Annotated in this window: 19 protein-coding genes and 1 tRNA gene; 8 read left to right on the forward strand and 12 right to left on the reverse strand. The window is 61.6% G+C overall.

Annotated features, from left to right (window positions below; translation table 11 throughout):
* The first annotated feature begins 17 nt into the window (after positions 1-17).
* Positions 18-689: a DUF6308 family protein gene (locus tag CQ019_RS13390; protein WP_105553742.1), complete on the forward strand. Its 672-nt coding sequence runs from the start codon at positions 18-20 to the stop codon at positions 687-689.
* Positions 690-827: 138 nt separating this feature from the next.
* Here the strand turns inward: CQ019_RS13390 and CQ019_RS13395 are convergent, their stop codons facing one another.
* Positions 828-1310, reverse strand: a complete 483-nt coding sequence (locus CQ019_RS13395; protein ID WP_258133596.1) for a 6,7-dimethyl-8-ribityllumazine synthase — start codon at positions 1308-1310, stop codon at positions 828-830.
* A 359-nt stretch (positions 1311-1669) separates the two neighbouring features.
* Between CQ019_RS13395 and CQ019_RS13400 the strand changes: the two genes are divergently transcribed.
* Positions 1670-2299, forward strand: a complete 630-nt coding sequence (locus CQ019_RS13400) for a maleylpyruvate isomerase family mycothiol-dependent enzyme (RefSeq protein ID WP_105553740.1) — start codon at positions 1670-1672, stop codon at positions 2297-2299.
* A 49-nt stretch (positions 2300-2348) separates the two neighbouring features.
* Here the strand turns inward: CQ019_RS13400 and CQ019_RS13405 are convergent, their stop codons facing one another.
* The 9 genes from CQ019_RS13405 to CQ019_RS13445 form a co-directional block, all read right to left on the reverse strand.
* Positions 2349-3371 carry an LLM class flavin-dependent oxidoreductase gene (locus tag CQ019_RS13405; protein WP_105553739.1) on the reverse strand — a complete coding sequence of 341 codons (1023 nt, stop codon included), beginning with the start codon at positions 3369-3371 and terminating at the stop codon, positions 2349-2351.
* A gap of 59 nt (positions 3372-3430) precedes the next feature.
* On the reverse strand, positions 3431-4141 hold the full coding sequence (gene bioD, locus CQ019_RS13410) for a dethiobiotin synthase (protein WP_105553738.1): 711 nt from the start codon (positions 4139-4141) through the stop codon (positions 3431-3433).
* Positions 4138-5316 (reverse strand): cytochrome P450, encoded by a 1179-nt coding sequence (locus CQ019_RS13415; protein ID WP_105553737.1) that lies wholly within the window; start codon positions 5314-5316, stop codon positions 4138-4140. The genes bioD and CQ019_RS13415 overlap by 4 nt, the downstream gene beginning before the upstream one ends.
* Positions 5313-6488: an aminotransferase class I/II-fold pyridoxal phosphate-dependent enzyme gene (locus CQ019_RS13420; RefSeq protein WP_105553736.1), complete on the reverse strand. Its 1176-nt coding sequence runs from the start codon at positions 6486-6488 to the stop codon at positions 5313-5315. Before CQ019_RS13420 ends, CQ019_RS13415 begins: the two co-directional genes overlap by 4 nt.
* Positions 6481-7839 (reverse strand): adenosylmethionine--8-amino-7-oxononanoate transaminase, encoded by a 1359-nt coding sequence (bioA, locus tag CQ019_RS13425; RefSeq protein ID WP_105569916.1) that lies wholly within the window; start codon positions 7837-7839, stop codon positions 6481-6483. The genes CQ019_RS13420 and bioA overlap by 8 nt, the downstream gene beginning before the upstream one ends.
* On the reverse strand, positions 7839-9074 hold the full coding sequence (gene bioB, locus CQ019_RS13430; protein WP_105569917.1) for a biotin synthase BioB: 1236 nt from the start codon (positions 9072-9074) through the stop codon (positions 7839-7841). Before bioB ends, bioA begins: the two co-directional genes overlap by 1 nt.
* Positions 9075-9234: 160 nt before the next feature.
* Positions 9235-11586, reverse strand: a complete 2352-nt coding sequence (locus tag CQ019_RS13435) for a GNAT family N-acetyltransferase (protein ID WP_105569918.1) — start codon at positions 11584-11586, stop codon at positions 9235-9237.
* A 7-nt stretch (positions 11587-11593) separates the two neighbouring features.
* Positions 11594-12949 (reverse strand): lysine N(6)-hydroxylase/L-ornithine N(5)-oxygenase family protein, encoded by a 1356-nt coding sequence (locus tag CQ019_RS13440; protein WP_105569919.1) that lies wholly within the window; start codon positions 12947-12949, stop codon positions 11594-11596.
* Positions 12946-14466 (reverse strand): aspartate aminotransferase family protein, encoded by a 1521-nt coding sequence (locus CQ019_RS13445; protein WP_105569920.1) that lies wholly within the window; start codon positions 14464-14466, stop codon positions 12946-12948. The genes CQ019_RS13440 and CQ019_RS13445 overlap by 4 nt, the downstream gene beginning before the upstream one ends.
* Positions 14467-14783: 317 nt before the next feature.
* Between CQ019_RS13445 and CQ019_RS13450 the strand changes: the two genes are divergently transcribed.
* From CQ019_RS13450 to CQ019_RS13460, 3 genes are all read left to right on the forward strand, one after another.
* Entirely contained in the window at positions 14784-16052 is a 1269-nt protein-coding gene (locus CQ019_RS13450) for an MFS transporter (protein WP_105569921.1), read from the forward strand.
* Between the two features lie 53 nt (positions 16053-16105).
* Positions 16106-17191 carry a glycosyltransferase family 1 protein gene (locus CQ019_RS13455; protein WP_105569922.1) on the forward strand — a complete coding sequence of 362 codons (1086 nt, stop codon included), beginning with the start codon at positions 16106-16108 and terminating at the stop codon, positions 17189-17191.
* A 124-nt stretch (positions 17192-17315) separates the two neighbouring features.
* Positions 17316-17391: transfer RNA gene (locus CQ019_RS13460), tRNA-Asn, on the forward strand.
* A 287-nt stretch (positions 17392-17678) separates the two neighbouring features.
* Here the strand turns inward: CQ019_RS13460 and CQ019_RS13470 are convergent.
* Positions 17679-18713, reverse strand: coding sequence for a DMT family transporter (locus CQ019_RS13470; RefSeq protein WP_096287390.1), 1035 nt, complete (start codon positions 18711-18713; stop codon positions 17679-17681).
* A gap of 589 nt (positions 18714-19302) precedes the next feature.
* On the opposite strand from CQ019_RS13470, the gene CQ019_RS13480 reads away from it, so the two are divergent.
* A complete protein-coding gene (locus CQ019_RS13480; protein WP_105569923.1) occupies positions 19303-20691 on the forward strand; it encodes an MFS transporter in 1389 nt (462 codons plus the stop codon).
* Between the two features lie 815 nt (positions 20692-21506).
* Here CQ019_RS13480 and CQ019_RS13485 read toward each other — a convergent pair.
* Entirely contained in the window at positions 21507-22355 is an 849-nt protein-coding gene (locus CQ019_RS13485; protein WP_217990394.1) for a MurR/RpiR family transcriptional regulator, read from the reverse strand.
* Positions 22356-22503: 148 nt separating this feature from the next.
* Here CQ019_RS13485 and CQ019_RS13490 point away from each other — a divergent pair, with 148 nt between their 5' ends.
* A complete protein-coding gene (locus CQ019_RS13490) occupies positions 22504-23679 on the forward strand; it encodes a C45 family peptidase (protein WP_105569924.1) in 1176 nt (391 codons plus the stop codon).
* On the forward strand, positions 23676-25328 hold the full coding sequence (locus tag CQ019_RS13495; protein WP_096287380.1) for an ABC transporter substrate-binding protein: 1653 nt from the start codon (positions 23676-23678) through the stop codon (positions 25326-25328). The genes CQ019_RS13490 and CQ019_RS13495 overlap by 4 nt, the downstream gene beginning before the upstream one ends.
* Positions 25329-25334 lie beyond the last annotated feature (6 nt).

Consider the following 25334-nt stretch of genomic DNA (forward strand, 5'->3'; position numbering starts at 1 on the left):
ACGTGCCACTTTTCGCAATGAATTCGATCGAGCATGACGACGCAGTCGCCGATCTCAAGAAGTACTTTGAAATCCGAGAGAACGGTCGACCTCGATATTCAGGTTCGCAGTTCGAATCCTTCGCAGGTGGAGGTGACCTTCGCGAACCCAACAAGATCACTGCCGAGGATTTGATAGCGGTTTCGATGCTCTCGGTTCACGTTCCAGGACAGGCCGCATTGGGGATTTTGGGAACCTATGCGGAACAGCTCGGCGAACAACTTGCTCAGATTCCAGTGGGCCTTCGATTCGAGGAGCTGACCGAAGGAGAATTCCAGAAATTTCTGGCCGACGGATCTCCCGCAGACAAGTTGTGGGAGATCCTTCGTCAACCAGGGAACAGGTGGGGGATTGGGCAGACTACCGCGAGCAAGATCCTGGCCCGCAAGCGTCCGCATCTGATTCCTATATTCGATTCCGTGATCGCCAAGCGGGTAAAAATACCTGGCTCCGGTACTCAATGGACTCGTTGGTGGGACGCGTTCCATCAGGATCCAGCTGAGGATGTAAAACTCGTTGAGAAGCTGAAGAGCATTCGCGAGGACGCGGGGCAAACGCACCTCTCGCTCTTGCGAGTGCTGGATATTGTGCTGTGGACAAGCGGCGGAAGGCAAGGCATCGTTCCCGATGCAACACTCGACGAGGCGTAACGAGCTGAACGACGAGCATCCCGCTTAGCTCCGCAAATTCCCGCCAACGGGTCAAGAATTTCATACGAAAAAATGCGTGATGGTCGCTCCGGATAGTTCTCGAAGCGACCATCACGCATTGCGTATTAGAAGCGAACGCTACTCGCCGAGCGCCGCGATTGCACGCACCGCGCGCGCGGCTTCGGCGCCCTTCGTGACGAAGTGCTCGAAGTAGAACTTTTCGTGCTCTTCGCTGGAGTGGAAGTGGTGCGGGGTCAGGCTCACCGAGAAGGTCGGCACATTCGTGTCCAGCTGCACGCGCATCAACCCATCGACAACCGCCTGAGCGACAAAATCGTGGCGGTAGATCCCGCCGTCGACTACTAGCGCGGCGGCCACCACGGCATCATACTTTTCCGACTGCGCTAGCCGCTTGGCCTGCAGCGGCATCTCGTAGGCACCAGGCACGGTGACCACATCGATGCCGTATTCAACACCGGAAGCATCCATATCTGCTTTGAACCCTGCCAGCGACTGGTCCACGATATCTGCATGCCAGCTGGCCTTGATGAATGCGATATTTAGTGGCTTGCTCATGTAATTCTCCTGTGTCAGTTTTTCTTGTATTAGGCAAAATCTCATCGGAGCCATTCGAACTGCTCAACGGCTCGGGCAGTCTGAAAACCAAGCTCTCCCTATCCAGCCTAGTGTCCTGCGTCTCATTCGCTTCAATGGCGGCGAGAATTGTTGTAACGATTGCTCTCCGCCGAGTGCCTACCCCGTAGCAGCGCCAGCGGCACCGATCTGGAATCGATGGCTGGCCCGTTGTACTTGATGCCCGGCTAGTTCGGGGCAACCGGACTATTTTCCTGCGGCGTGCTGCACTAGGCTTAAATCGCCTCGGAATCGCGTCTGATCTCGACATCTTGTTCATCGCGACGCGCTGTGGAGTGCCATCCGGCGGAACCTGCCCCGACAAGATCAAACCGAACGGAAACTTGATGCACGAGTATGATTTCTGGAATGCAATCCACGCTGAACGGCACAGGCTCCTGGAAATATTGTCGCGACTGGATCATGAGGCTTGGCAATCTCCCACGCTGTGCAGCAATTGGTCGGTCTCCCAGGTTGTCGCGCATCTGAGCGCCGCCGCAAACACCGGCACGATGTCTTGGCTGCGCAGCATCGTGTTGGCAGGTTTCAACTCCGCTGTGCATAACGAGCGTAGGCTGCGCAGATATTTGGGCGACACTCCTGCCCAGACGCTCGCGAACCTGCGTGCATCCGCCGAGAACACAGTCGCCCCGACCAAGGATTACGCGGCGATGCTCGGGGAAGTGATCGTCCACGGTCAGGACATCGCCCGGCCGCTTGCCCTCGAGCTGATCCCTGATCCGGATGCGGTGCACGAGGTTGCCAAATTCTTCTCCGAGCGGGATTTCGCGGTGAACAGCAAACGCCTCGTCACTGGTCTGGCCCTGAAAGCCGAAGATTCTTCCTTCTCGGCGGGAGACGGGCCGCTGGTCAAAGGCAAGCAACTCGATCTTGTCATGATCATGGCGGGACGGCCTGACTACCTGTCTTCCCTTCGCGGCGACGGGGTAGCGGTGCTCGCACAGCGGCTAGCCTAGGGAATCCCGTGAAGTAGCCAGGCCGGTAAAGATCAGCTCGGCGTTCTCCCTAGCGCCAGCCCAGCAGCGGAGCGACATGTTTGAGCACCGATTCGATAACGTGTGCGTTGTACTCGACTCCTAGCTGATTGGGCACGGTCAGCAGCAAGGTATCCGCCGCGGCAATGGCCTCATCCTCGGCCAGCGTCTTGGCCAGTTCATCGGGTTCTCCGGCATAGGACTTGCCGAAAATTGCGCGGGTTTTGGCGTCGATGTTGCCGATCTGGTCGGAGCTGTAGCGGTCGCGTCCGAAGTACTGCCAGTCCCGCTCATCGGTCAGGGCAAAGATGCTGCGGCTCACCGAGACCCGCGGTTCGCGTGCATGGCCAGCGTCTTTCCATGCCTGTCGGTAGAGCTCGATTTGCTCGGCCTGCTGCACATGGAACGGTTTGCCGGATTCGTCGTCTTTCAGCGTGGAGCTTTGCAGGTTCATTCCAAGTTTCGCCGCCCACACGGCGGTGGCGTTCGAGCCCGAGCCCCACCAGATGCGCTCGCGCAAACCCTCGGAGTGAGGTTCTATGCGCAAGAGCCCCGGGGGATTGGGGAACATCGGCTTGGGGCTGGGCTGGGCGAATCCTTCTCCGGAGAGCACTTGGAGCAGACGCTCGGTATGCCGGCGTCCCATCTCGGCGTCGCTCTCGCCCTCATGCGGTTCGAAACCAAAATGGCGCCACCCGTCGATGACCTGTTCCGGTGAACCGCGGCTGATGCCCAACTGCAGGCGGCGGTTGGAGATGAGGTCGGCGGATCCGGCGTCCTCGGCCATGTACAACGGGTTTTCGTAGCGCATGTCGATGACGCCGGTGCCGATTTCGATGCGGCTGGTGCGCGCTCCGATGGCGGCGAGCAGCGGGAAGGGGGATGCGTATTGCTGGGCGAAGTGGTGCACGCGGAAGTATGCGCCGTCCGCGCCGAGTTCCTCGGCCGCAACCGCTAGATCGATTGCTTGCAGCAGCGCATCCGAGGCACTGCGGGTTCCTGACTGTGGGTGATCAGTCCAATGCCCAAAGGACAAAAATCCGATGTTCTTCATACTTGTGCCCAACGCATATTGCCCGGCCGGTATTCCGCAAGGTCGCCGCGCCCGGGGGGCTAGGCGGGAATCGGAGCCAGCGCACGGGCCGCTGCGGCCAGCGCCTCCGGGCGGCGTGCCGGATCGCGGACCAGATTTGCGGGCAGTCTCCCGGCGAAGCTCCACCCGAAACGGGTGGCTAAGGCCCGCAGACCCGCCAGATTGCATTCGGCAAGCTGCGTGGGGCGGTCCGGGTAGCTGCCCAGCACCAGCGTGCCGCGGGAGAAGCCGCGGGCCGCACAGGCCTCCAAGGTCAGCGCGGTGTGGTTCAGGGTTCCCAGGTCCGGGCGGGTGACGACCACCAGCTCCGCCGAGACGGCCGCGGCCAGATCAGCGATGGTTTCGCCCGCGGACGTCAGCTCGACCAAGAGCCCTCCGGCGCCCTCGACAAGCACCTCGTCATAGGCAGCTGCCAGCTCGCGGATCCGCCGCACGTGCTCGGCCAGGGGCGGCAGGACCTCGGCGGGGTCGGCGAATCCCGCGCACCGGGCCGCATCCAGCGGTGCCATCGGCGCACACAGCCGCACCCCCTCGGCGGTGCCCAGCCGCTCCGGGTGGCCAAGCCAGCCGGCCGCGTCTTGCACGTCTCCGGGCTGTCCGGGAAGCACACCGGTCTGCGCCGGCTTGTAGATCGCCGCCCGGGCACCGCGGGCCAGCGCCCGGGCGGCGAGCACGGCGGTGGCCACCGTCTTGCCCACCTCGGTGTCGGTTCCGGTGATGGCGTGGATCATCGGTGGGTCCTTTCGAAGGGGAATCCAGTCGGCACCGCGACCGGCGCCTGGAAGGAGAGCAGGTGGGCGAAGCGTGGGGCCGCGCCGGCGGCTTCGAGGTCCGGAAGGCAACGGGCCGTTTCGGCGAGCACCAGTTCGGCCTCCATCCGGGCCAGGCCCGCCCCCAAGCAGCGGTGGACGCCATGGCCGAAGGCCAGCGAATCGTCGCCGCCGGTGCCGAGGATTCCGCCGGACAGGCGCAGCACCAGCTCCTCGCCGACGGCGAATTCGTGATCGCCGACGCGGGCGTCCACCGCGGCGATGCGCCGCCAGGTTGGCACCGAGGAGGCGACGGCCAACACCTCGCGCACCACGGCTTGGGCCGCGGCTGGTCCGGTGTCCGGGTCGGCGCAGGCGGCCCAGTGGCCCTCGCGCAGCGCCGCGTGCAGAGTGCTCTGGATGAGCATCGCGGTGGTCTCCTGTCCGGCGATCCCCAGGAAGTAGGCCAGCGAGCGGATTTGGCGTTCGGGAACTCCCGAGCGATGCAGCACGGCATAGAGGTTCGGCTCCTGGCTCCTGACCGCCTCGTGAACCGTCTGATCCAGCCAGGCATAGAATTCGGCGGCGCTGGCGGCGAGCACCAGCTGTCGTTCCTCCTCGGGCCACCCCCAGAACAATTCCAGCGAATCCTGGCTCCAGCGTTTGAGTTTTTCGGCCGGCGGCACGCGCACCCCGGTCAGCACCGCCATGATTTCGACGGGGATCACCGCGGCCAGCTCTACGGCCAGATCCAGGGATTCCCCGTTGCGGTAGCGCGGTTCGAGCCGGGCGCAGATTTCCCGCACTCGTTCGGTGACCGGCTGGCGCTGCGACTGGACCTTGGCGGGGCTGAAGAATCCGGCGACGAGCCGGCGCACGGAGAGGTGTTCGCTGCCCGAGGCGCTGGCGAGCACCGGTGGCAGCGCGAATTTCACCGCGGCCAGGATCCGCAACGCGGCCGGGGTGAGGTTGATGGCGGTGCTCAGCGCGTTGGCCGTGGTGAATTCCCCGGGGCGGCGCAAGATGCCGCGCACCGTGTCCGGGTCCTCGACGCTGCGGTAGCGCCGGTTGATGGCTTCGGGAAAGGCCGCGGGCAGCGGGCCGGCCAGCGGGGCGTCGGCCAAGCTGCCGGCGGTGGGGGCGTAGGGGCAATTCATGATTCCTCCTCGATGGCCGCCCGGGCTACCTTCCCGATGGCCGTGGACAGTTCGGCCGGTTGCTGGTGGGCGTGGGCGGTCAGCCGGATACGGGAGATTCCGTCGGGGACGCTGGGCGGGCGGAAGCAGGATACCGCGATGCCCTGCGCGGCCAGGGTGGCGGCGGCCCGCACGGCGGCCGCGGCGCTGGGCATCTTCACCGAGTGGATCGGTCCGGCCCCGGATTCCACCCGCCCGGCCAGTTCCGGGTACTCCGCCAACAGACCGCGGATCAACCGCTGGTTCCGGGCCAGCGCGGCAAGCCGGGCCCGGTCCGCCAAGCGCAGGGCGGCCAAGGCACCGCCGGCGGCGGCGGGGGCCAGCGCGGTGTCGAAGATGAAGGTGCGGGCGGTATTGAGCAGATGTTCGCGCAGCGCTGCGGCAGCCGGGCCGCCGAAAAGCACCGCTCCGCCTTGGGCGCCCAGCGACTTGGACAGGGTTGCGGTGGTGATTACCTGGCCGCGAGCTTCGAGGCCGGCGGCGCGCAGCGCCGACCCGGATTCGCTGGCGGCCAGCGAGTGGGCCTCATCCACCAGCAGCAGCGCGCCGAACTCCCGGCACGATGCTGCCAGCTCGGTTAGCGGCGCAGCGTCGCCGAAAACCGAGTAAACCGATTCGACGGCCAGCAGCACCCGAGGCTTGGGGTGCGCGCTGCTGTGGTTGGCTTGGAGCAGCCGCCGGAAGCTGGCCAGGTCGTTGTGCCCGGCGGTGGCCACAGCCGCGCCGGAGAGCCTGGCCCCGTCGACCAGGCTGGCATGGGCATGCTCGTCCAGGATGAACAGGCTGCCCGGACCGCCCAGGGAGCCGAGCACCCCGAGGTTGGCGGTATACCCGCTGGAGAAGACCAAGGCGGCATCCCGGTGCGTATACCGGCACAGCGCGGCCTCCAGCTCCCGGTGCACTGCTAGAGTTCCGCTGGCCATTCGGCTTGCACCGGCCCCGGTGCCGTAGCTTTCCAGGGTTTCGGCGGCGGCCCGGAGCACCTCGGGATGATTCGAGAGACCCAGATAGTCGTTGGAGGCCAAATCAATGGATCCGGCCCGCAGCGCATCGCTGCGGCGCAGGCCGCGGCGCTCGCGCACGGTGGCTCGGGCGGACAGCCAGCGCTCCCAGCCGGAGGTATTCTCAGCCATGGACCTGCTCCACCGCGGCCAGCAGTCCGCGGCCGAGCGCGGCGAGCTCTTCGGGGGTGCTGATATAGGGAGGCATGACGTAGACCAGATCGCGGAACGGGCGCACCCAGACCCCCTGCGCTACCGCCGCTCGAGTCACTTCGGGTACGTCAACCGGGGCGTGAAGTTGGATGACTCCAACCCCGCCGAGCACCCGCACGTCCTTGACTGATGCCAGTCCGGCCGCCGGGGCGAGCCCGGTGCGCAGCCCGGATTCCAGCGCGGTAACCTGGGCCTGCCAGGGTGCCGCCGGTGGGCTGCCGGCCGGTGCCCCGACGAGCAGGTCAAGCGAGGCGCAGGCCACCGCGCAGGCCAGCGGGTTGCCCATGAAGGTCGGCCCATGCAGCAGCGCGGACCCGGCGGACCGAGTTCCGCTGGCAAGCGCGGAGCCGATTTTGCTGGTGCAAAGCATCGCGGCCAGGGTGAGATACCCTCCGGTCAGCGCCTTGCCCACGCACATGATGTCCGGGACGATGCCTGCATGCGCCACGGCGAACAGCTCGCCGGTGCGTCCGAATCCGGTGGCGATTTCATCGGCAATCAGCGGCAGGTCGTGTTCGTCGGCGAGTTCGCGCAGGATGCCGAGCGCCGCCGGCGGGTAGATGTGCATCCCTCCGGCGCCCTGGAGCACCGGTTCGCACACGATCCCGGCCAGCTGTGCGGAGTTTTCGGAGATCAATGCGCGCACCGTGCATTCCCAATCGGCCAGCTCGGAGACGAGGTATTCCCAGTGCCCCTGTGCGCTGCGGCGTGCGCTCGGGGGCTTGGGCAGGAACAGCTCGGCGGAGGAGCGCGGCGCGAAAGCCGCGTGCATTCCGTCCTGCGGGTCGCAGATGCCCATGGTGGCGAAGGTGTCCCCGTGGTAGCCGCCGCGCAGGGCCGCGAAGCGGTGGCGCGTGGTGCGGCCCTTTGCCTCCTGGTATTGGAGGGCGAGCTTCAGGGCCACCTCGACGCTGATCGACCCGGAATCGGCGAGGAACACGTGGCGCAGCTCGCCCGGGGCCAGGTCCACCAGCCGCTCGGCCAATTCGATGGCCGGGGCGTGGGTCAGCCCGCCGAACATCACATGGCTGAATTTCTCCAGCTGCCCGCGCGCCGCGGCATCCAGCGCCGGGTTGCGGTAGCCGTGCACGGCTGACCACCACGAGGACATCCCGTCGATCACCTCGCGGCGGATGCCGGTTTCGTCTTCGAGGACCAGCCGGGCGCCGCGTGCCTCGGTGACCGCGTAGCCTGCCCCGGCATCAAGCGCGGCATAGGGGTGCCAGAGCAATCCTGCGTCGCGGGAGAGCAGGCTGGCATCGGTGGGCATCACGCGTTGGGGTTCTCTGCGGTCCCGGCGCCGCGGCGGCGCAGCACCGGTTCGGTCTCGCCGGTGCCGCCACCGGAGGCCGCTTTGCCGCAGGCCGCCGAGGCCGCGGAGGAGCAGCAGGATCCGGCGCACCCGGCCGCCGCGGCATTGCCTGCGTCCGCTGGTTGGCGGGCGGCGTGGGCGGCGGCTGCGTGCAGGGTCTGGGCGATCTGCGCGGTGTTTTTGCCCTCCTGGCCCAGCACCACGAATCCGGCGTCGGCGATCATCGCCAGATCGGCGCGCGCATCCTGGCCTTCACTGGTCAGGTAGTCGCCCAGGAAGAGCGAATTGGCCACTTCCAGCGCGGTGGACTGCAGGGAGCGCAGGTGCATTTCTCGGCCGGCGGCGATGCGCAGTTCCTTGTCTGGACAGGCCAGACGAACCAGTGCGAGGATGCGCAGGCAAGCCAGCGGGGTGAGGTTCCAAGTTCCTTCCAGCGGAGTGCCGTCAAAGGGCATCAGGAAATTGACCGGAATTGAGTCGGTATCCAACGCACGCAGCGCGAAGACCGCTTCGATGAGCTGGTCGGTGCTTTCGCCCATGCCGACAATGAGTCCAGAACAGGGGGAGAGGCCTGCCCCCTTGGCCTGTTCGACGGTGGCTATGCGCTCCTGGTAGCTGTGTGTGCTGCAGATTTCCGGGTAGAGGGATTCTGCGGTGTTGAGATTGTGGTTGTAGGCATCGGCGCCGGCCGTCTTGAGCTGTTCGGCCTGTCCGCCTTTGAGGATGCCCAGGCAAGCGCAGACCTCTACCTGCGGATGTTCTTCTTTGAGCTGGTCAATCATGGTGCTTACGCGATTGACATCCCGGTCGGTGGGTCCTTTGCCCGAAGCCACCAAGCAGACTCGCGAGGCACCTGCGGCAATGCCAAGTCCGGCCTGGCGGACCGCTTCGTCTGGTTTGAGCCAGGTGTATTTCAGGATTTCTGCCTTGGATCCCAGGCGTTGCGAGCAGTAGGTGCAGTCTTCCGGGCACAATCCAGATTTGAGGTTCACCAAATAGTTCACCTTCACGGTGTTGGAGAAGTGCTTCCTGCGTAGCCGGCCGGCTGCCGTGACGAGCGTTAGTGTCTGCTCATCGGATGTGGCCAGGATAGCGCGGGACTCGGACGCGGTCAGGCGGTGCCCTTCGCTAATCCGTGCGGCGAGGGCAAAGGGGTCAAGCGCGGTGCGCTTCGGGCCGGTTAGTGTTGGCATCAAAAATCTCCTGTTGAACAGTGTTCAATATTGTTTGAATTCACTGTACAGCGGATTTCCGAATCATTGAACACTGTTCAGGTAATTGACTCGAAGATTAAATGAAGCAGCTCGCGTCGTTTGATGCCAACCAAACGACGCGAGCTGCGAGAAACTAGCGCTAAACCGGAGAAACCACCTGAACCAAGGGATTGTCCAAATCGCCGGCATAGAGCAACCCGCCGGATTGATCCGAAAGATCCAGCATCTGCTGGTTATTTCGCAGTTGCAGTCTGTTCAGGCAGGAGAGCGGGAAGCTGTCGGCAAACAGGCCCAAGGCCTCGAAGCGGTCTGCAAAATCAGGATGCTGTTCCCGGTAGTTCAACAGGCTTTCGGTGACGACCTGCCAGAATTCGGCTTCCGGAAGCAAGTCTTCGGCATCCAATAACGGGGCGAGGAAGCGGAAGAAGGAATCAAAAACATCGGTGAATATCGAAAGCACCGGGTCGCCACCGGTGCGCACCCGACGAATTGTTTCCGGAAGTTCTACGCGGTCCGAGAGCACCGCAATTTCTTCGCCCAGGTCCTTGAGCAGCACCCGCTGCACCGCCCCGTCGCGCAGAACCAGGATGATGTTCTCGCCGTGCGGCATGAACACCAAGTCATAGGCCGCGAGGCAATGCACCAATGGAGCCAGATAGGCGTCCAGGTATTGGTTAAGCCACACCTTCGGTTCAAGTCCGCTGCGGCGGATAAGCGCCGCGGCGTAGCTCTTGCCGTGGGCATCGACATGGAGCAAGCTGGCCATCGTGGCAAGGGTTTCGCCCGGTTCCAGCATGTCGATGGGCGACTCACGCCAGAGCGCGGCAAGCATCTTGCGCTGTGGTGCGCTGGGCGTGGTGGCCGCCTCGAACTGCTGGTTTCGATATCCGACTGCCGCGACCTCGCGCAGCAACGCTACCGGTTGCGAGGCGAGTACCGGATCCGCGGCGAAGAGCTCATAAAGCCACTGATTGATGGCCGGGGTGACCTTCATATAGTCGGCGCTGAGTCCGCGCATGAACCCCATGTTAAGAATTGACATCGCGGTCTTGACATAGTGCTTGCGCGGTGAGGTGACATTGAAGAATGTGCGTATCGACTGTTGCGCCTGATACTCGTCCGCAGAATATCCCAGCCAAATCAACTGACCACGAGCAATGTCGTTGGCAAAGGTGGTGGACAGCCGGTTCTCCCACTGCCAGGGGTGGACCGGAAGATAAATGTATTGCGCAGGATCGAGTTCGGTGCCGGCCAGGCGCCGGGAGAGGTGCCGATCCAATGTCGCTTTGGCTTCACCGCCCAGTTCTTGTTCAAGCAACGACTGGTAGTCCAGCCCGTCGATGGAGTCGAATGAGGCCTGTGAAATATGCGCGGCAACCCAACCGAGCCGGATAGCGGATCCGGTTTCCGGCGCATAACGCAGGTAGTCGGAGCTTCCTACGCCGATGCGCCCATTATTGGCCACGAAGCACGGATGCCCCTCGGTCATGGAGGATTCGATGCGCTGGAAGGATTCTGCCGGGCTGCCGGTGGCTTCGGCAAGCTGTGTGCTGTCGTGGAGCGCATGCGCCTGCTTGTAGCAATGGCTGCCTAGCGTGCTGTTTAGCTCCTCTAGATAAGTGGGGAGCTGTGCCTCGCTGAGCGTGAGTTCGGTGGCGAAAAGGGTGACAAAATCCAATACGTCTACGTCGCCACCGTGCCAGCCCTCGGCGGCCTGGATTAGATGTTCAACCGATGACTGCGAGATCTGCCAGTGATTCAGCGCGTAGCGTTGGGCGGTAAATTCGTAGCGGTGTCCCTGCTTTTCGACCCGGTAACGGTCCTCTCCCAGGGGGAGCGGCTCCAGCAGGCGCTCGTGGCTGAATTCGCCTAGGGCCTTGGCCAGAACATGCCTATTCGCCCGTTCCCAGCGGGCCGGACTTAAGTGGTTGGCGCCGGCTGATATCCCGGTGGTGCGCTCAAAATCCTCGCGGGTACAAATCGAAAGCAACGCCTGCTTGGGACCTTGCGGCTCATCAAGCGTGACTTCCTTCAGCGGCTGTAAGCCGACGCGCGAGTTGAGAGCTTGAATCGCCTTGTTCCGTACATCGGGTTCGACCACCACCCGTTCAATTCCCGGTTGCGCGAAAGCGTGCCGGATGGCCGCACCGAGGGCATGCAAGGTAAACCCGGTCTCGACTTTCCCCGCGGGGACCGGAGCAAGGAAGTGCAGCCCGCGGTCTCCACGGACATACGGGTACTTTCCCGCGAGCGTGGATGTCGAGGGATCGTAGAGTTCAACCAGGAAGCGTGGTTCACCGCGAAGCTCTCCAAGGAGCACCTCATAGTTGGGGAGCTCCAGCAGTCCGCGATATTCGGTTTCAACCTCGTCAAGGCTCGCGGTGGCCATTCCCCAATAGCGGGCATGCTCGGTGGCGATCCAGGAGTGCAATAGCTCAGCGTCGGAGGGCAGCTGAATGCTGCGGAAGGTAAATGAGTCGTAGGTCGTCATGGGGCTCCTAGTCTTGGGCCGAGATTGGCTGCGGTTGGGAAGTTGGCAAGTTCTCCAGCGATGCGGCACCGAACCGTTGGAAGGAGATGCGCTCCTCGACTCGGTAGACCTCGCGCCCGGCAATGCGGTTGATGAGTACCGAATTCCTGTAGGCGCCCATGCCGAGATCCGGGGCGGTGAATCCGTGCGTGTGCAGTTCAGCGTTTTGCACGAAGATGTCGTGGTTCGTGCCTACCGAGTAGTTGCGGTCCACGTCCAGGCGGCCGTCGGGCAGGCGGGTGATTCGGTCTTCGAGGCCTTCGAGGAAGTCTGGTGTGCCGTTGCGGTAGCCAGTGGCAAGGACCAGCGCGTCGGTGAGGAATGCGAGATTCTCCTTTTCCCGTTCGTGGTGCAGCTCGACAAGGATCGCTCCGTCCTGAGGGGCCACGGCTGTTGCGGCGCATCCTGTGCGCAGGTGAATGGGGGCCGGAGAAGTCACGCTGCGCTGGTAGAGCTCTTCATGTATTTCATCGATCAGGTCGGCATTGATGCCCTTGTACAGGCCTTTTTGCGCCTTGGACAGCGCGTCGCGCTCCGAGATCGGCAGGGCATGGAAGTGGTCAATATATTCTGGCGAAGTCATTTCCAAGGTCAGCTTCGTATACTCCAGCGGGAAGAAACGCTCGGAGCGTGTCGCCCATACCAAATGGTCTTGTTCCGGCAGGTTGCGCAGCAGGTCGAGGAAGATTTCCGCGGCGCTCTGTCCACTGCCCAGCACCGTGACGACCTTGGGCGTCTGCTCGGCCTTTGGCTCAATGATGCTCTGCCGTGAATGCAGGTACTCGGAGGAATGGGTCACCGAGCTCGTGGACAGCAACTGCTCGTCGACAAAGTCCGGGAGATAGGGCTGGGAACCGGTGCCGAGCACCAGCTTGTCCGCGCTGAAATGGGTCAGGCCTCGATCGGTGAGCACCGAAAGCTGGTAGGCGCCGTCCGCAAATTCGGCAGAAAGTACGCGATGTCCGAAGCGGACACTGGGCAGCAGTTGCGCAGCCCACGCTAGATAGTCGCTGTATTCGTTGCGCAGCGCGTAGAAGTTTTCGCGGATGTAGAACGGGTAGATTCGCCCCTTTTCCTTCAGATAGTTCAGGAAGGAAAACTTGTTGGTGGGATCTGCGAGCGTGACAAGATCTGCCATGAAGGGCACCTGCAGGTGCGCGCCGTCCAGCATCATGCCCGGGTGCCACACGAAGTTGTCGCTGGCCTCCAGCACCGCGACCTTCAACTCCGGGAGCGGGTCGGTGAGGGCAGCGAACCCTAGATTGAAGGGGCCAGCGCCAATGGCGATCACATCAAAGTGCTCCTGGGCTAATCCACGGTTCATGCGCGAGCTCCTTCTAAGCGTTCGAGCAGCAAGTCATTGCCGACGCGGCAAATTGCGTCGAGTATCTCGGTCAGGTCTTTCATGGTGGTATTCGGGTTCAGCAAGGTCAGCTTGAGCACGCGCTGACCGTCCACGGTGGTGGCAGCGATCATCGCTTCGCCGGTGCGGTAGAGCCGCTGGCGAATCTGGTTAGTCAGTTCATTCATTTCGGAGCAATTCAGGTGGCTGCCGGGATCTTTGAAGCTGAAGACCAAGGTGCTCAGTTGCACCGGGGCCGCCAGCTCCAGCTGCGGCCGGAGAGAGACCTCGGCCTCGAGGGATTCGGCGAGTTCGATCACCCGGTCGAACATGGCACCCAGACGCACCGCCCCAAGTGTGCGGAGGGTAACCCAAAGCTTCAGCGCATCGAAGCGCCGAGTGGTCTGCAGCGACTTGTCGACCTGGTTGGGGGTCTGCTGGGCTTGGGACTTCGGGTTCAGGTATTCGGCGTAGTGGACAATGGATTCGAAGGAATCTGCCTCGCGCAGGATCAAGGCGCTGGAACCTATTGGCTGGAAGAAGGACTTGTGGAAGTCCACGGTCACCGAGTCTGCAAGCTCTATGCCCGACAGCCGTTCGCGGTGCGAGGAGGAAAGCAGCAGTCCACCGCCATATGCGGCGTCGACGTGGAACCATGCGCCGACCTCATTGGCCAGGGCAGCTATGGGTCCCAGCGGATCGATGGCCCCGAAATCGGTGGTTCCCGCGGTCGCCGAGATCGCCATCGGAACCAATCCACGATTGATATCGCGGGCAATCTGCTCGCGTAACTTGTCGGCGTCCATCCGGTGGTGGCCGTCGGTTTCAATGCCGACGGCGGCCTCATGCCCCAGCCCCAGCATCATCGCTGCGTTAGAGATACTGAAGTGGGCATCTTGTGAGGTATAGATGCGCAGGTTCTGCAGCCGCTGAGGCAAGGAGCCGGAGGTTTTCGACACCGCGGCGTTGCGGGCGATCAACATGGCTTGCAGATTGGACTGGGTGCCACCGGAGGTGAAGATGCCATCCGCGGCGAGTTGCGGGAATCCAATGAGCTGCGCGGTCCACGCGGTGAGGCGACGCTCAATGAGCGTGGCCCCGGCGCTCTGGTCAAAGGTATCCATTGAGGTGTTCAGGCTGGTGACGAATGCTTCGGCGGCCACCGCAGGAATTACCACCGGGCAATTGAGATGCGCGGCGTATTTCGGGTGATGGAAATAGACGGCGTCACGCAGGTAGATCTTTTTCAGCTCGTCAAAAGACTCGGCGTTGCTCCCAAGCGGTGAGTCGAGGTCGATGGCATCGACCAGGCCTTGCAGATCCTCCGGCGAGGGGCCGGTGGTGGGTGATTCGACGGCGGCTAGCTGATCGGTGACCCGCAACAGTGCCTCTCGGGCCTCGGACTCATAATGATCTAAGGTGCCCGAGCACAGCAATGAGTCATCAAAAAGCTGCGAGTCAAACAGGGGGATGTGCAGGGTCTCAAGAGAGGTTCCCACGGATACTCCTCACATGGTGAATTAAGTATTTGGTTAGTCTTCCCTAACCGCGAACTATTAACATCACAACTAGGTAACGTATTGCAAGCCCTTTGCGGATATGACGATCCGCGGGGAACCATTTGAAGATGCTCAAGGAGTCGAAATCGCAGCGAATCTTGGGCGCGAGACGAAGATGGGAATCTCGCCAAATTTCGCCGCTCAAACACGCAAGATTGCCGGTCGACAAGGAGAAATGCTGGTCGACTCGGTTCGCGATGAGGTAGCGTTGCCGTGAGGCCTCGGTGTGACCTTTCTGACAATTTTCATGGAGCGTAATGGAAACGATTTTGCGTGGTGAGCGACGTTTCCTTTATTCAAATGCCAGCGACGCAGCCGGCAGAAACCTGGCGGACTTCACCGTGGACCTCATCTTCGTCACCGCACTTGGTGCAAGCGCCTGGCAAATGGGCCTGCTCAACACCTTGGGTTCCGCCGCATTCCTCGTCGCCACAATTCCCATCGGATACCTGGTTGACCGTTACCGGCCTCTGCGGTTGCTGCGCATTGGGCTTGCCGCCAAGCTCGTGCTGGCCGGTTGCCTCTTGCTGTTGACCTTCACCGGGACCCTGAACATCGGCTACGGATTCCTGCTGGTCACGCTGCTGGGCGTCTGCAATGTCGTAGCAGAGACTGCACAAGTCTCGGCCGTCCCGCAATTGAACACGAACACCGGCGCGAAACGCGCAACCTCGATGAGTCGGCTGATCGCTAAACTCACCGCCGCGGATCAGTCGCTGGCGATTATCATCCCTGTTGTCGCGGGCACCAGCTTCGTCATCTTCGGAGCGTCAACCCTTCTGGCGGTCGTCGTGGTTCTAGCCATGCTGGCCCTGGGGTTCGCCTATCTGGTCAGGCTCCCACGCAAGCCAGGGTCGCAAGGAAATCAAAGTCCCGGTACTGAGGAAGAAAAACACGATACCCGCTGGCTTTCCGGGCTGAAATACCTGCGCACAAACCGGATTCTGATTGCGGTCACCGTTGCGGTCATGTGCTCAAACTTCGGGCTCGCGCTAGGCTCCGCGGTAGAAGCGTTGTTCATCGTGAATTATCTAGGATTCGGTGCCCAAGGATTTGGCATTTTTGCCGGACTTGGCGGTGCCGGTGGGCTGCTAGGCGCCGCGCTGGCCACACGCATTGCCACTCGGTTTTCAACGGCTCGGCTGACGACGGTGACATTGCTCAGTCAATTTTTCTTGGCCTCCATGGTTTTTATCGCCGCATTCACTGCCCCGTTGGTTTCCATGATTCTGCTCGGTGTGCAAGCAGTGGCGTGGGGGATCGTGGTGATTGTTTTCAACATCGCCGTCTCGGCGTGGGTTGCAGAAATTACGCCGGAGCAGCTCTTGGGCAGGGTGAGCAGCGCTCGCCGATTGTTCACTTTCGGCGCGATACCGTTGGGAAGCCTTGCCGGCGGCGCCATCGGTTCGGCCTTCGGCATTCCGGCTGCGCTGGGGCTGTGGCCGCTGGCCGTTGCCGCCGGGCTCATCGGATACCTCATGGTGCGCCCGCGAAAGGCACTTTTGAGCGCAGGTCAGACTCGGTGACCTTAAACGATAAGCTTGGAAAACCAGCTCCCCAAACGAAGGCTTCCACGCTCGTGAAACTCGTCATCGATGCCCGATATACCCGGGTCACCCATCACGACGGAATCAGCCGCTATACCGCGGGACTCATCGAAGCAACGGCCAAGATCGCCGACGTGACGATGCTGATCAACGATCTGCGGCAGTTGGACCTGCTGCCAGATGTTCCGCACCTCAAGATTTCTGCCCCCACGAGCGTCCTTGAACCGTTGGTGGCGCTGCAGATCAATAAGCTGCAGCCAGATGTGGTGTTCTCCCCGATGCAAACCATGGGCACGCTGGGGCGAAAATTCCCGGTCATTCTCACCCTGCACGATCTGATTTACTATGCGCACCCGCATGCCCCGAAATTCTTGCCCGCGCCCATCCGCTGGGGCTGGTTCCTGTTCCACCAGGTCTACTTCCCGCAACGAATTCTGCTGAACCGTGCCGACGCGGTAGCTACCGTTTCACAAACCACCGCGGATCTGATGCGCAAGCACAGGCTCACTAAGCGACATATCGGCTTGGTATCCAATGCTCCGTCGCGCGAGAGCGCAAGCCGCGATCTGCGAGCGACCGCGAAGAACACGCTGCTCTACATGGGATCATTTATGGAATATAAAAACGTCGAGACGTTGATCCGGGCCATGCGGCTGCTGCCCGATTACGAGTTGCACCTGCTCAGCGGCATCAGCCAGCAGCGTCGCGCCGAGTTGGAAGCTGAAATTCCGCACAACGCCAAGGTGGTATTCCATGGGGGAGTGAGCGACGAAGAGTATGCCCGCTTGCTGGCTTCGTGCACCGCCTTGGTGACCCTGTCGCGTGAAGAAGGATATGGGCTTCCGCTGGTGGAAGCGATGAGTGCGGGCACTCCGGTGGTAGTCACCGACATGCCGATCTTCCGAGAAGTGGCCCAAGATGCGGCCCTTTTTGCGGACCCCGATAGCGCGGAAGCCTTCGCGCAACAGGTGCAGAAGCTCTCGGACCGGGATGTCTGGAGAGAATATGCGGACCGTTCGCTTGTTCGTGCCGGCCAATATTCGTGGGATGCCTCGGCCCGGCAATTAGTTGAACTGGCGCAGTACGCGATTGAGAACTCGCGCCGTTCGCCAAAATAGGTTTCGACTTGGATTTGAAAGGAATCGCCGACTCTCGGGTCGGGTAGCTGCATGCCTTGCGCGCGAGTTGAATCCCTGATTTCAAAACAGTACTTGGCTAGTGCTAAAGTAGTTCTCGTAGCTTTCCTCCATAGCTCAATTGGCAGAGCATTCGACTGTTAATCGAAGGGTTACTGGTTCAAGTCCAGTTGGAGGAGCCAAGTGAACACCCCGTATTCATCTTCAGATGAATACGGGGTGTTTTTTAGTATCGATCCGTTGTTCGGCACCCGGGCACGCGAATGGTCCTTCTGGTGGGTCAATGCCTGTGCGTTTACAGAACTATTACGCGCCACGACGGTCTCAAAAATTGCGTTGGGTTGCTGGGCGCAGCCGTCGGCGTCAATCAGGAACAAGCTTCCTCACTGGCCTAGTTGGAGAAGGAGTTATTTTCCGCGAAAACGAGTAGGGTCGGCGGTCACGAAACCAATTGATGCAAGAGGGTCCTTCACTTCCGACGCTCACGTGTTTCATGGTGGTTCTTGCCACGTCTGTTTTCGTTCGTATCATTGATATTTGCAACTGTATCCACGCGAGGGCGCGCAGACGGACGCTCCAGGAGCAGGCCAACTCCGGCAAGAATGATGAAAAGTCCGCCAATGAGTCCGAAGGTCACGGGCTCGTCCAGCCACAGCACGCCTATGGTGGAGGCCGAAATGGGAACCAGAAGCGCAACGGTCGATGCAGTCACCGGCCCAGCTTGGCGAATAACCCAGAAATAGACCAAATAGCCCGCGGCGGTAGCTCCGAGGCCCAGCGCAAGGACGGCAATTAGCGGACCGCCAGTGATTGGGCCAATCGGGGGTGCGATGGCGGTAAGTGGGACCAGAAGTGTTGCAGCGGCAAGTTGCTGGCCGAGGGCGAGTGTCATGGGAGGAGTGCCGAGAAATGACTTTCGGGCGTAGACGCCGCCCACAGCGTATAGCAGAGCCGCTGTCAAGGAGGCTCCAACCGCCACCAGTGCGCGGCTATCGACCTGCAACGGAGCTCCTCCCACGAGCATCGATACACCGACAATGCCAGTTATGACACCTACCATCTGGCGTCGAGTGACCCTTTGCCTAAGCCAGAAAGCGGCAACGAATACCGTGAACATTGGTGTTGTGGCGTTCAAGATCGACGCCATCGACGCGTTGAGTCCAACGATTGCCGTTGCGACAAGCGTGAGTGGAGCCGCGACATTAAGGGCCGCTAACAGTAGGAATGCAGGGAACCGCCGGCCGACTGCGTGCCAAGTTGCTTTGCTGGCAGCAGTCATAAGCGTAAGCGCCAACGCTGCGACGATGAAGCGACCATGGGTCGTTCCGACGGCTCCGAATGCCGGAGCGGCAATGGCAATCAAGGGGAACGAACTTCCCCAGAGCAGGCCAACTAGCAGTAGGGCGCCGGTTACTCGTACTCGGCCGGACAGGGCAACTCGCGCGCGTCGCCTTGGCCTTTGGTTGTAAGTTTTCGAAATGTCCGGTCGATGTGCGTCAGTCATGCTAAATCGCGACCTTTCGCTTCAGATCTTGGAACAACTGGAAATGCGCGGAGGATCCGTACCACGCGCTCCCTGACTGGAGTAAGTTGCTGATTCGCCGTCGTTCTCCTTGGCGCCACCGCACGGCCGTGTCACGCGGCATGTCCCGATCAATATTGGCGTTCGTGCCACTGATTCCAGCTGCGTCCAGCCGATTCGCAACGGAGTGTTCGGCTTGGTGCCAATCGAAGCCAACGGTCTCAATGCGTTTCGTCAGCAAATTAGATGCGCCGAAGAGTTCTGTGGACTCTCTCATTAGGTCTCCTTGGGTGAGGTTTCCGGAAATTCGATGTTGTTTGCCCTATGAAGAGCGTTAGCTGTCATTTGAGGTCAGCCATCGGGCCTTTCTCCTGCCGTATGACCGGTCGTGATGACGTCTCGGTGTGCTTAATTGACAGATATACCCCCCTATGGGTATACCTTATACCCATACCCCCTATGGGTATAGATTGTATCCATACCGGATATATCCTGGAATCTTTCAGGAGGAACTCACATGTCTGTCCACCCACCACCATCGCCAGCAAAGCGATGGTTCGGCTGAGCTGTCATGATGGCACTGATCGCCACGGCCCAGTTCGTAGTCATCATGGACACTTCGATCATTGGCGTCGCCCTGCCCGACATGCAACGAGATCTCGGTTTCACCCCGGAGTCCCTATCATGGGTATTCAACGCCTACGTAGTGGCATTCGGCGGCTTGCTCTTACTTGGGGGTCGTCTTGCGGATGCCTTCGGAGCGCGGAAGGTCTTTGTGTTGGGCTGGCTCGTATTGATCGCAGGATCGCTGATGGCTGGAGCAGCCACCAGCATTGGGCTTGAGATCGCAGGCCGCGCCGTTCAGGGTGCCGGATCTGCCCTGATCGCGCCGGCGGCGCTGACTCTGCTCATGATGCTCTTTGGCGGCACTGCCGATCTTCCTAAGGCCTTCGCGGTCTACGGAGCTGCGGCACCAATCGGGGGCACCGCCGGCGTCTTCCTCGGCGGAGTGCTGACCGAATACGCGAGCTGGCCCTGGGTTTTCTATGTCACCATTCCGATCGCGGTCTTCGTGCTGGCATTCACCGCAACGGTGCTTCCTCGAACCGCGAGGAAGGCGTCGGGATCAATTGACATCGCCGGGGCATCCACCGTGACTGGCGGGCTTGCTGCGACCGTCTACGCTATTGTGAATGCCCCAGAAGTGGGGTGGCTTACCGCGCCTACTCTCGGCGTCCTGGCCGGAGGCCTCGTCCTTTTGGCTATTTTCTTCGTGATTCAGGCAAGAAGTCGCAACCCCCTGCTGCGCCTCGGACTGCTTCGCACGCCGCTCCTCGGGGCGGCCAATGGCGCACAGCTCCTGCTGGGTGCGGCATGGGTATCCATGTGGTTCTTCCTGAATCTGTATCTACAGCAGGTGCTTGGTGCTACCGCTTTCGCTGCTGGTGCCGCGCTCCTGCCGATGACCGGCCTGGTCGTGCTCGTCATGGTCGCGTTGGCGCCACGGCTTCAAGCCCGGTTCGGTGCCAAGGCGCTGATTGTCACCGGGCTGCTCGTGCTGGCGGCCGGACTCATGTGGCTCTCCTTGATGCAACCGGACGGAAACTATGCCACAGACGTTCTACCGGCATCGCTGCTGGCGGCCCTCGGGATGTCATTGGCGTTCGTCCCCTCACTTGGTACCGCGATCAATGCCGCACCGCCCGTCGAAACGGGTGTTGCCTCCGGGTTGGTGAGTACCAGCTACCAGATCGGATCGGCCCTCGGCCTCGCAGCCCTCACGGCAATCGTTTACGGTATCTCCGGTGCCGAACCGTCCGCGGTGGATCTGACGCGGGGGTATTCGGCGGCCTTCATCGGTGCCGCCATCCTCGCCTTTGCAGGAGCGGTGATAACTGCCACCACTATGAGCAAATCCGCTGCTTCCACTCCCTCGTCAGGCGAATCAATCTCCGCATGACAGCGGGGACGAGGTATTAGGGCGCATCACTTCAGCTTCTTTTATTTCAGTCTGGATGCATCAACAGGTAATCAATAATCGACAGGCGGATACAAAAAGCCCAACACCAACTGCTGATCGCTCGCGAAGGGTCACTCAACTCATTGGGAGCCAAGCGATCCGCGGCAACCCTAAATCCAGAGGTAATGGGGGTGTGGCTCATAACCTGTGAGGAATTGAGGGCCGTGCGGCGGATTTAGCAGCGTCTTGACATCGCAGCCAATTCGCTAGTTTAGAAACTGGGGCCGGAGGCGGGCAACTAGCTCGTCTTCGGTTTCGTTAACTGTCCGTTGAGTTCTTCAATTATTGATACGGCTTCCGGAGCCTATATGGACACCGTCAAAGAACCGACCGTGAACTTCATGATTCGAGAGTACTGCGGACTAAGTGGGAGCTGTCACGGACCGTTGGACCGTAAAAACGTAGGCGGCCTCATTCTCTGGTGTAACGAGTGAGCATGGAGATTTTGGCATGCGGATTTGCACGCTGAAAGAAAGAAGCCAACGTGCACGGGAATCAGCTGGAGAACCTACCCTATTGAGCCGTCCGTGGTAGGGGCAGCGCACCTGCGCGAACGCTGGTGAACCGGTACCTCGCGGCGCAATCCACCATGTCACGATGGACCCCCGAAGTGAACTACAGCCAGTAGCCGGGCGATGGAACCAGTACCCTGGTCGGCGGCCCATAGGTTCTTGGCGTTACCGAAAACACGACGATCCGCCGATCTGTGTAATGCCGTGGAGCCAGCGTTCATCCGAAACCCCATGAAAAGCTCGTTAATGGGCCAAGGCGTGACGCAGGACAGTAAGTTCGTGTTTGGTCTGTACCGTTCGGGTTTGCTCCATAGCGGAAATTGTCTGGACTAGAACGTCGGCCACCAACAGGGAGGTCAGCGCTTCTGCGGTGAGTCCCGTCGGGGTATGTGGAGCGTGCAGGCAGACCTCGACCTCGCCGCTGAGTTCCTCTTGTAGTTCGTCGCTAATCAGTACGACTTTTGCTCCTACGTCGCGAGCGCGTTGGAGCAATACGCGAAGGTCGGCAAGCATTCGCCCAGGGGCGAAAACCATCACTGCGTCCTCGGCGCTGATCATCAGCAGTTGGTCGGCCAGTTGAAAGCCACTGGCGGATATGAAATGGGAGGGAAGCCCGATGCGATTGAGCTTGAGAGCAAGATGCTCCGCTGCCAATCCCGAGGCTCCGACGCCATAGGTGATTACCCGCGGGGCCGCCAGCGCCAAGTGCACGGCGCGCGTCATTGGTTCGATGGAGGATTCGGCGAAAGCCAGTTCCAAGCGTTCCGAGGCCTCCGTGTTCACGCTGCGCCAGACCTCCTCAATGTTCCCTCCGATACTCTTGATCCGTTGGCGTGCCCGAATCTCGGGGGAGACCGCGGCGGAGAACGGCGCCGCGACCTGCTGTTTGAGTTCGGAGAGACCGCTGTATCCGAGTGACTGGATGGTGCGCACCACCGTGGCGTTGCTGGTTCGGCTCTCTGCGCCAAGGTCTTGCGCCCCGGCGTAGAGCAGCCGCTCGGCAGTGGTGCGCACTAGTAGTTGGGCCACCGAACGTTCGGCCTTTGATAGTTCTTCCCAGTGGTCGCGGACCCGCTGCTGTAAAACTAACAAGCCTGGATTCTCCGTAATGTCTGTTACATCACCAGATTTTGTTGTATCGTTCATTTCAAGCACTTCCCTTCTTGTAACAGACAATACATCTGTTTATGGGAGCGGCACCAACGGCAACGGGCATTCGCGCCAATAAGGAACACCTTCAATGGAACAGTTGAAACTTCGCACCCTAGAGATTTCGGGAACCCCGCGAGAACGGGGTAGGCAATACGGACAAGGAGCTGCCGACCTAATCACGAAGGCCATTTCCTTCTACACGGAGGCCTTTGACCAACAACTCGGACGCAGTTGGGAGGGGATGCGTGAACGGGCGGCGGCTTGGGTGCCACTGTGCGCCGAGAAGGCTCCGGAGATCATGGAGGAGATCGCCGGGATTGCCGAGGGCGCCGGGGTCCAGATGCTTGACATCCTGTTGTTGAACCTGCGAGGGGAGGTCATCTACGACGCGGCGGCTCTGCCCGCCCCGGACGAAGATGAAGTTGAGGGTTGCACGAGCTTTGCGCTGCTGGATTCTGCCAGCGGAGACGGGCACGTCTACGCTGGACAAAACTGGGATTGGCGCCATGGCACTCGGGACACGGTGCTGATCCTGCGCGTTGTTCAGGACCCGCTGCCAACGCTGATCATGCAGGTGGAGGCCGGGCAGATCGGCCGGCACGGGGCCAATAGCGCGGGCATTGCGCTGAACGCCAATGGGTTGGGTGGCCGATTCGGCACTGCCTTGGGGCTACCGCAGACCTTCATCCGCCGTATGGTGCTGAATCAGAGCGAATTCGCCGACGCCCTGAACACGCTGGTGCGCACCAAGACTCACATCGCCTCCAACGCGTTACTCACTTTCGCGGACGGATTTGCCATTGACGTGGAAACCACCCCGGGGCGCAGTGGCTGGATGTATCCCACGAACGGGCTGCTCGTGCACGGAAACCACTACCAGGCATTCATCCCCGCCCAGCTGGCTGAGAGCTACCAGCCGGTCTCGGTGGACTCCCTCTTCCGGGTACCGCGCACAGAAGCGGGCTTGAGCCAGGTACGCATGGCCACGGACAGCCAGCAGGCACGCCAGCTGATTCATCAAGCCATGTCTGATCATCTGGGCTACCCGGAGTCGGTGTGCACCCACCCGGATGTGCGCCGTCCCGAAGTCCGCCAGTGGTCGACGCTGCTCTCCAGCTGCATCGACTTGACCACAGGCGAGTACTTCATTGCCCCGGGCAACCCCTGCACCAATGACTACCAAATTCTTCCCTGGAACGTCCTTGATGGCCCGGGCAGCCGCAACTCAATCGCAATGGGAACCACGAAGGAGAACGCATCATGAACAGTCCACTTCGCCGTAGCGCCGGACGCCGCACCATTCCGGCGCTGCTCGCCGCCCTTGCTCTCGGCCTCAGCGCCTGCTCCGGAGCCGGAGGCCCCACGGCGGTGCCCGAGGTCGAAGTGAGCTTCGGGCCCACCACCACACCTGCAACCGGGGACCTGGCCAAGGCAGTGTGGATGCTCTCGAAGGAACCGAGCACGCTGGATCCCGACGCCGACAGTGCCACCAGCGCCAGTACCGTGCTGGCCAATATCTGTGAGCGTCTCATGCAGCTCCAGCCGGACCTGAGTATTTCCGGCCATCTGGCGCAAAAGGCCGAATGGGTGGACAAAGCCACGGTCGTGTTCACGCTCCGCAAGGACGTGACGTTCCACGATGGAACCCCGATGACCGCCGATGACGTGCTTTATAGCATGAAACGCCACATGGCCGAGGGCGCCGAGGAATCGGACGAATACGCCAACGTGAAATCGCTGGAGAAGACCGGATCGCACGAGGTCACTGCCCACATGCTGGACGAAGACGCCATCTTCATCCAGGCGATGGCAGGCAACGGTGGCATCATCTACAACCGCAAGGCCCTCGAAGCTCAGGGCGAGGCTTTTGGCGGCCCGAGCGGCTCCGATGCCTGCAGCGGCCCCTATGAGCTTGGCAGCTGGAAGTCCGGCAGCGAGGTCGTTCTGAACCAGGCCGTCGAATACTGGAACCCGGCCAAGGCCGCGAAGACCGAAACCCTAACTTTCCGGTGGGCAGACGAAAATGCTGTGGTGAACGCGTTGATCAGCGGGGAAGCCCAAGGCGCCTACCTGGACTCGCCGGCCGCAGCCGTTCCGCTGCAGGGCAAGGACAATGTCGCCGTGTCCCAGGGGCCGGCCACCAACGTCTGGTCGCTGATTGCCACCGAACGCGGGATCCTGAAGGATGCGAACATCCGCAAGGCGCTGTCCCTGGTGCTCGACCGGCAAGGCATCGCCACCGCCGCATTCGGATCACTGGCCGAACCCTGGAAGACCCCCGTGGGCCCGGGCTCCTGGGGTTATGAACGCGAGACGTTCGAAACCGCCTACGACGCGCTTGAGGGCGCGCCCGCCAAACCGAGCGAGGCAGACATTGCCGCGGCCAAGCAGCTCGTTGCATCCTCCGCATTCCCCAACGGCGAGTTGGTCATTGCCAGCGACGGCAGCTCGGTTCGCAACGTGGTGTCCAACGCCCTGGTCGCGGCCGCCCAAAGCATCGGCCTGAGCGCAAAGATCATCACCGTCCCGCCACAGCAATACGGCGACTTCTATTCGGACGAGACCCTGCGCACCAGTGCCGACTTCTTCTCCGATGAGTACTACATCTCCAAGAACGACCCGGTGGGCTTCTACAAGAACGGCGAGAGCACCGCCCGGGTGAACTATGTCGGATTCTCCGATCCGGCCTACGACGCACTGGTGGCCAAGGCCAAGGCAACCACCGACGACGCGGCGCGCGCCAAGCTCTCCATCGAGCTGGAAGCGCGCTGGACCGAAGCCATGGTCTGGGTTCCGGTGGTTCAGACCCCCGCGACGGTGGCGCTGAATGCCGAAGTCACCGGCGCCCCCTCGTCGGCCGCCTTCATCTACTACCCGTGGGCCGCCGACCTTGGCGCGGCGGCGGGAAAGTAGCCTCAC

Origin of the sequence: Arthrobacter sp. MYb229 (assembly GCF_002975405.1) — a bacterium.
Classification (GTDB): Bacteria; Actinomycetota; Actinomycetes; order Actinomycetales; family Micrococcaceae; genus Glutamicibacter.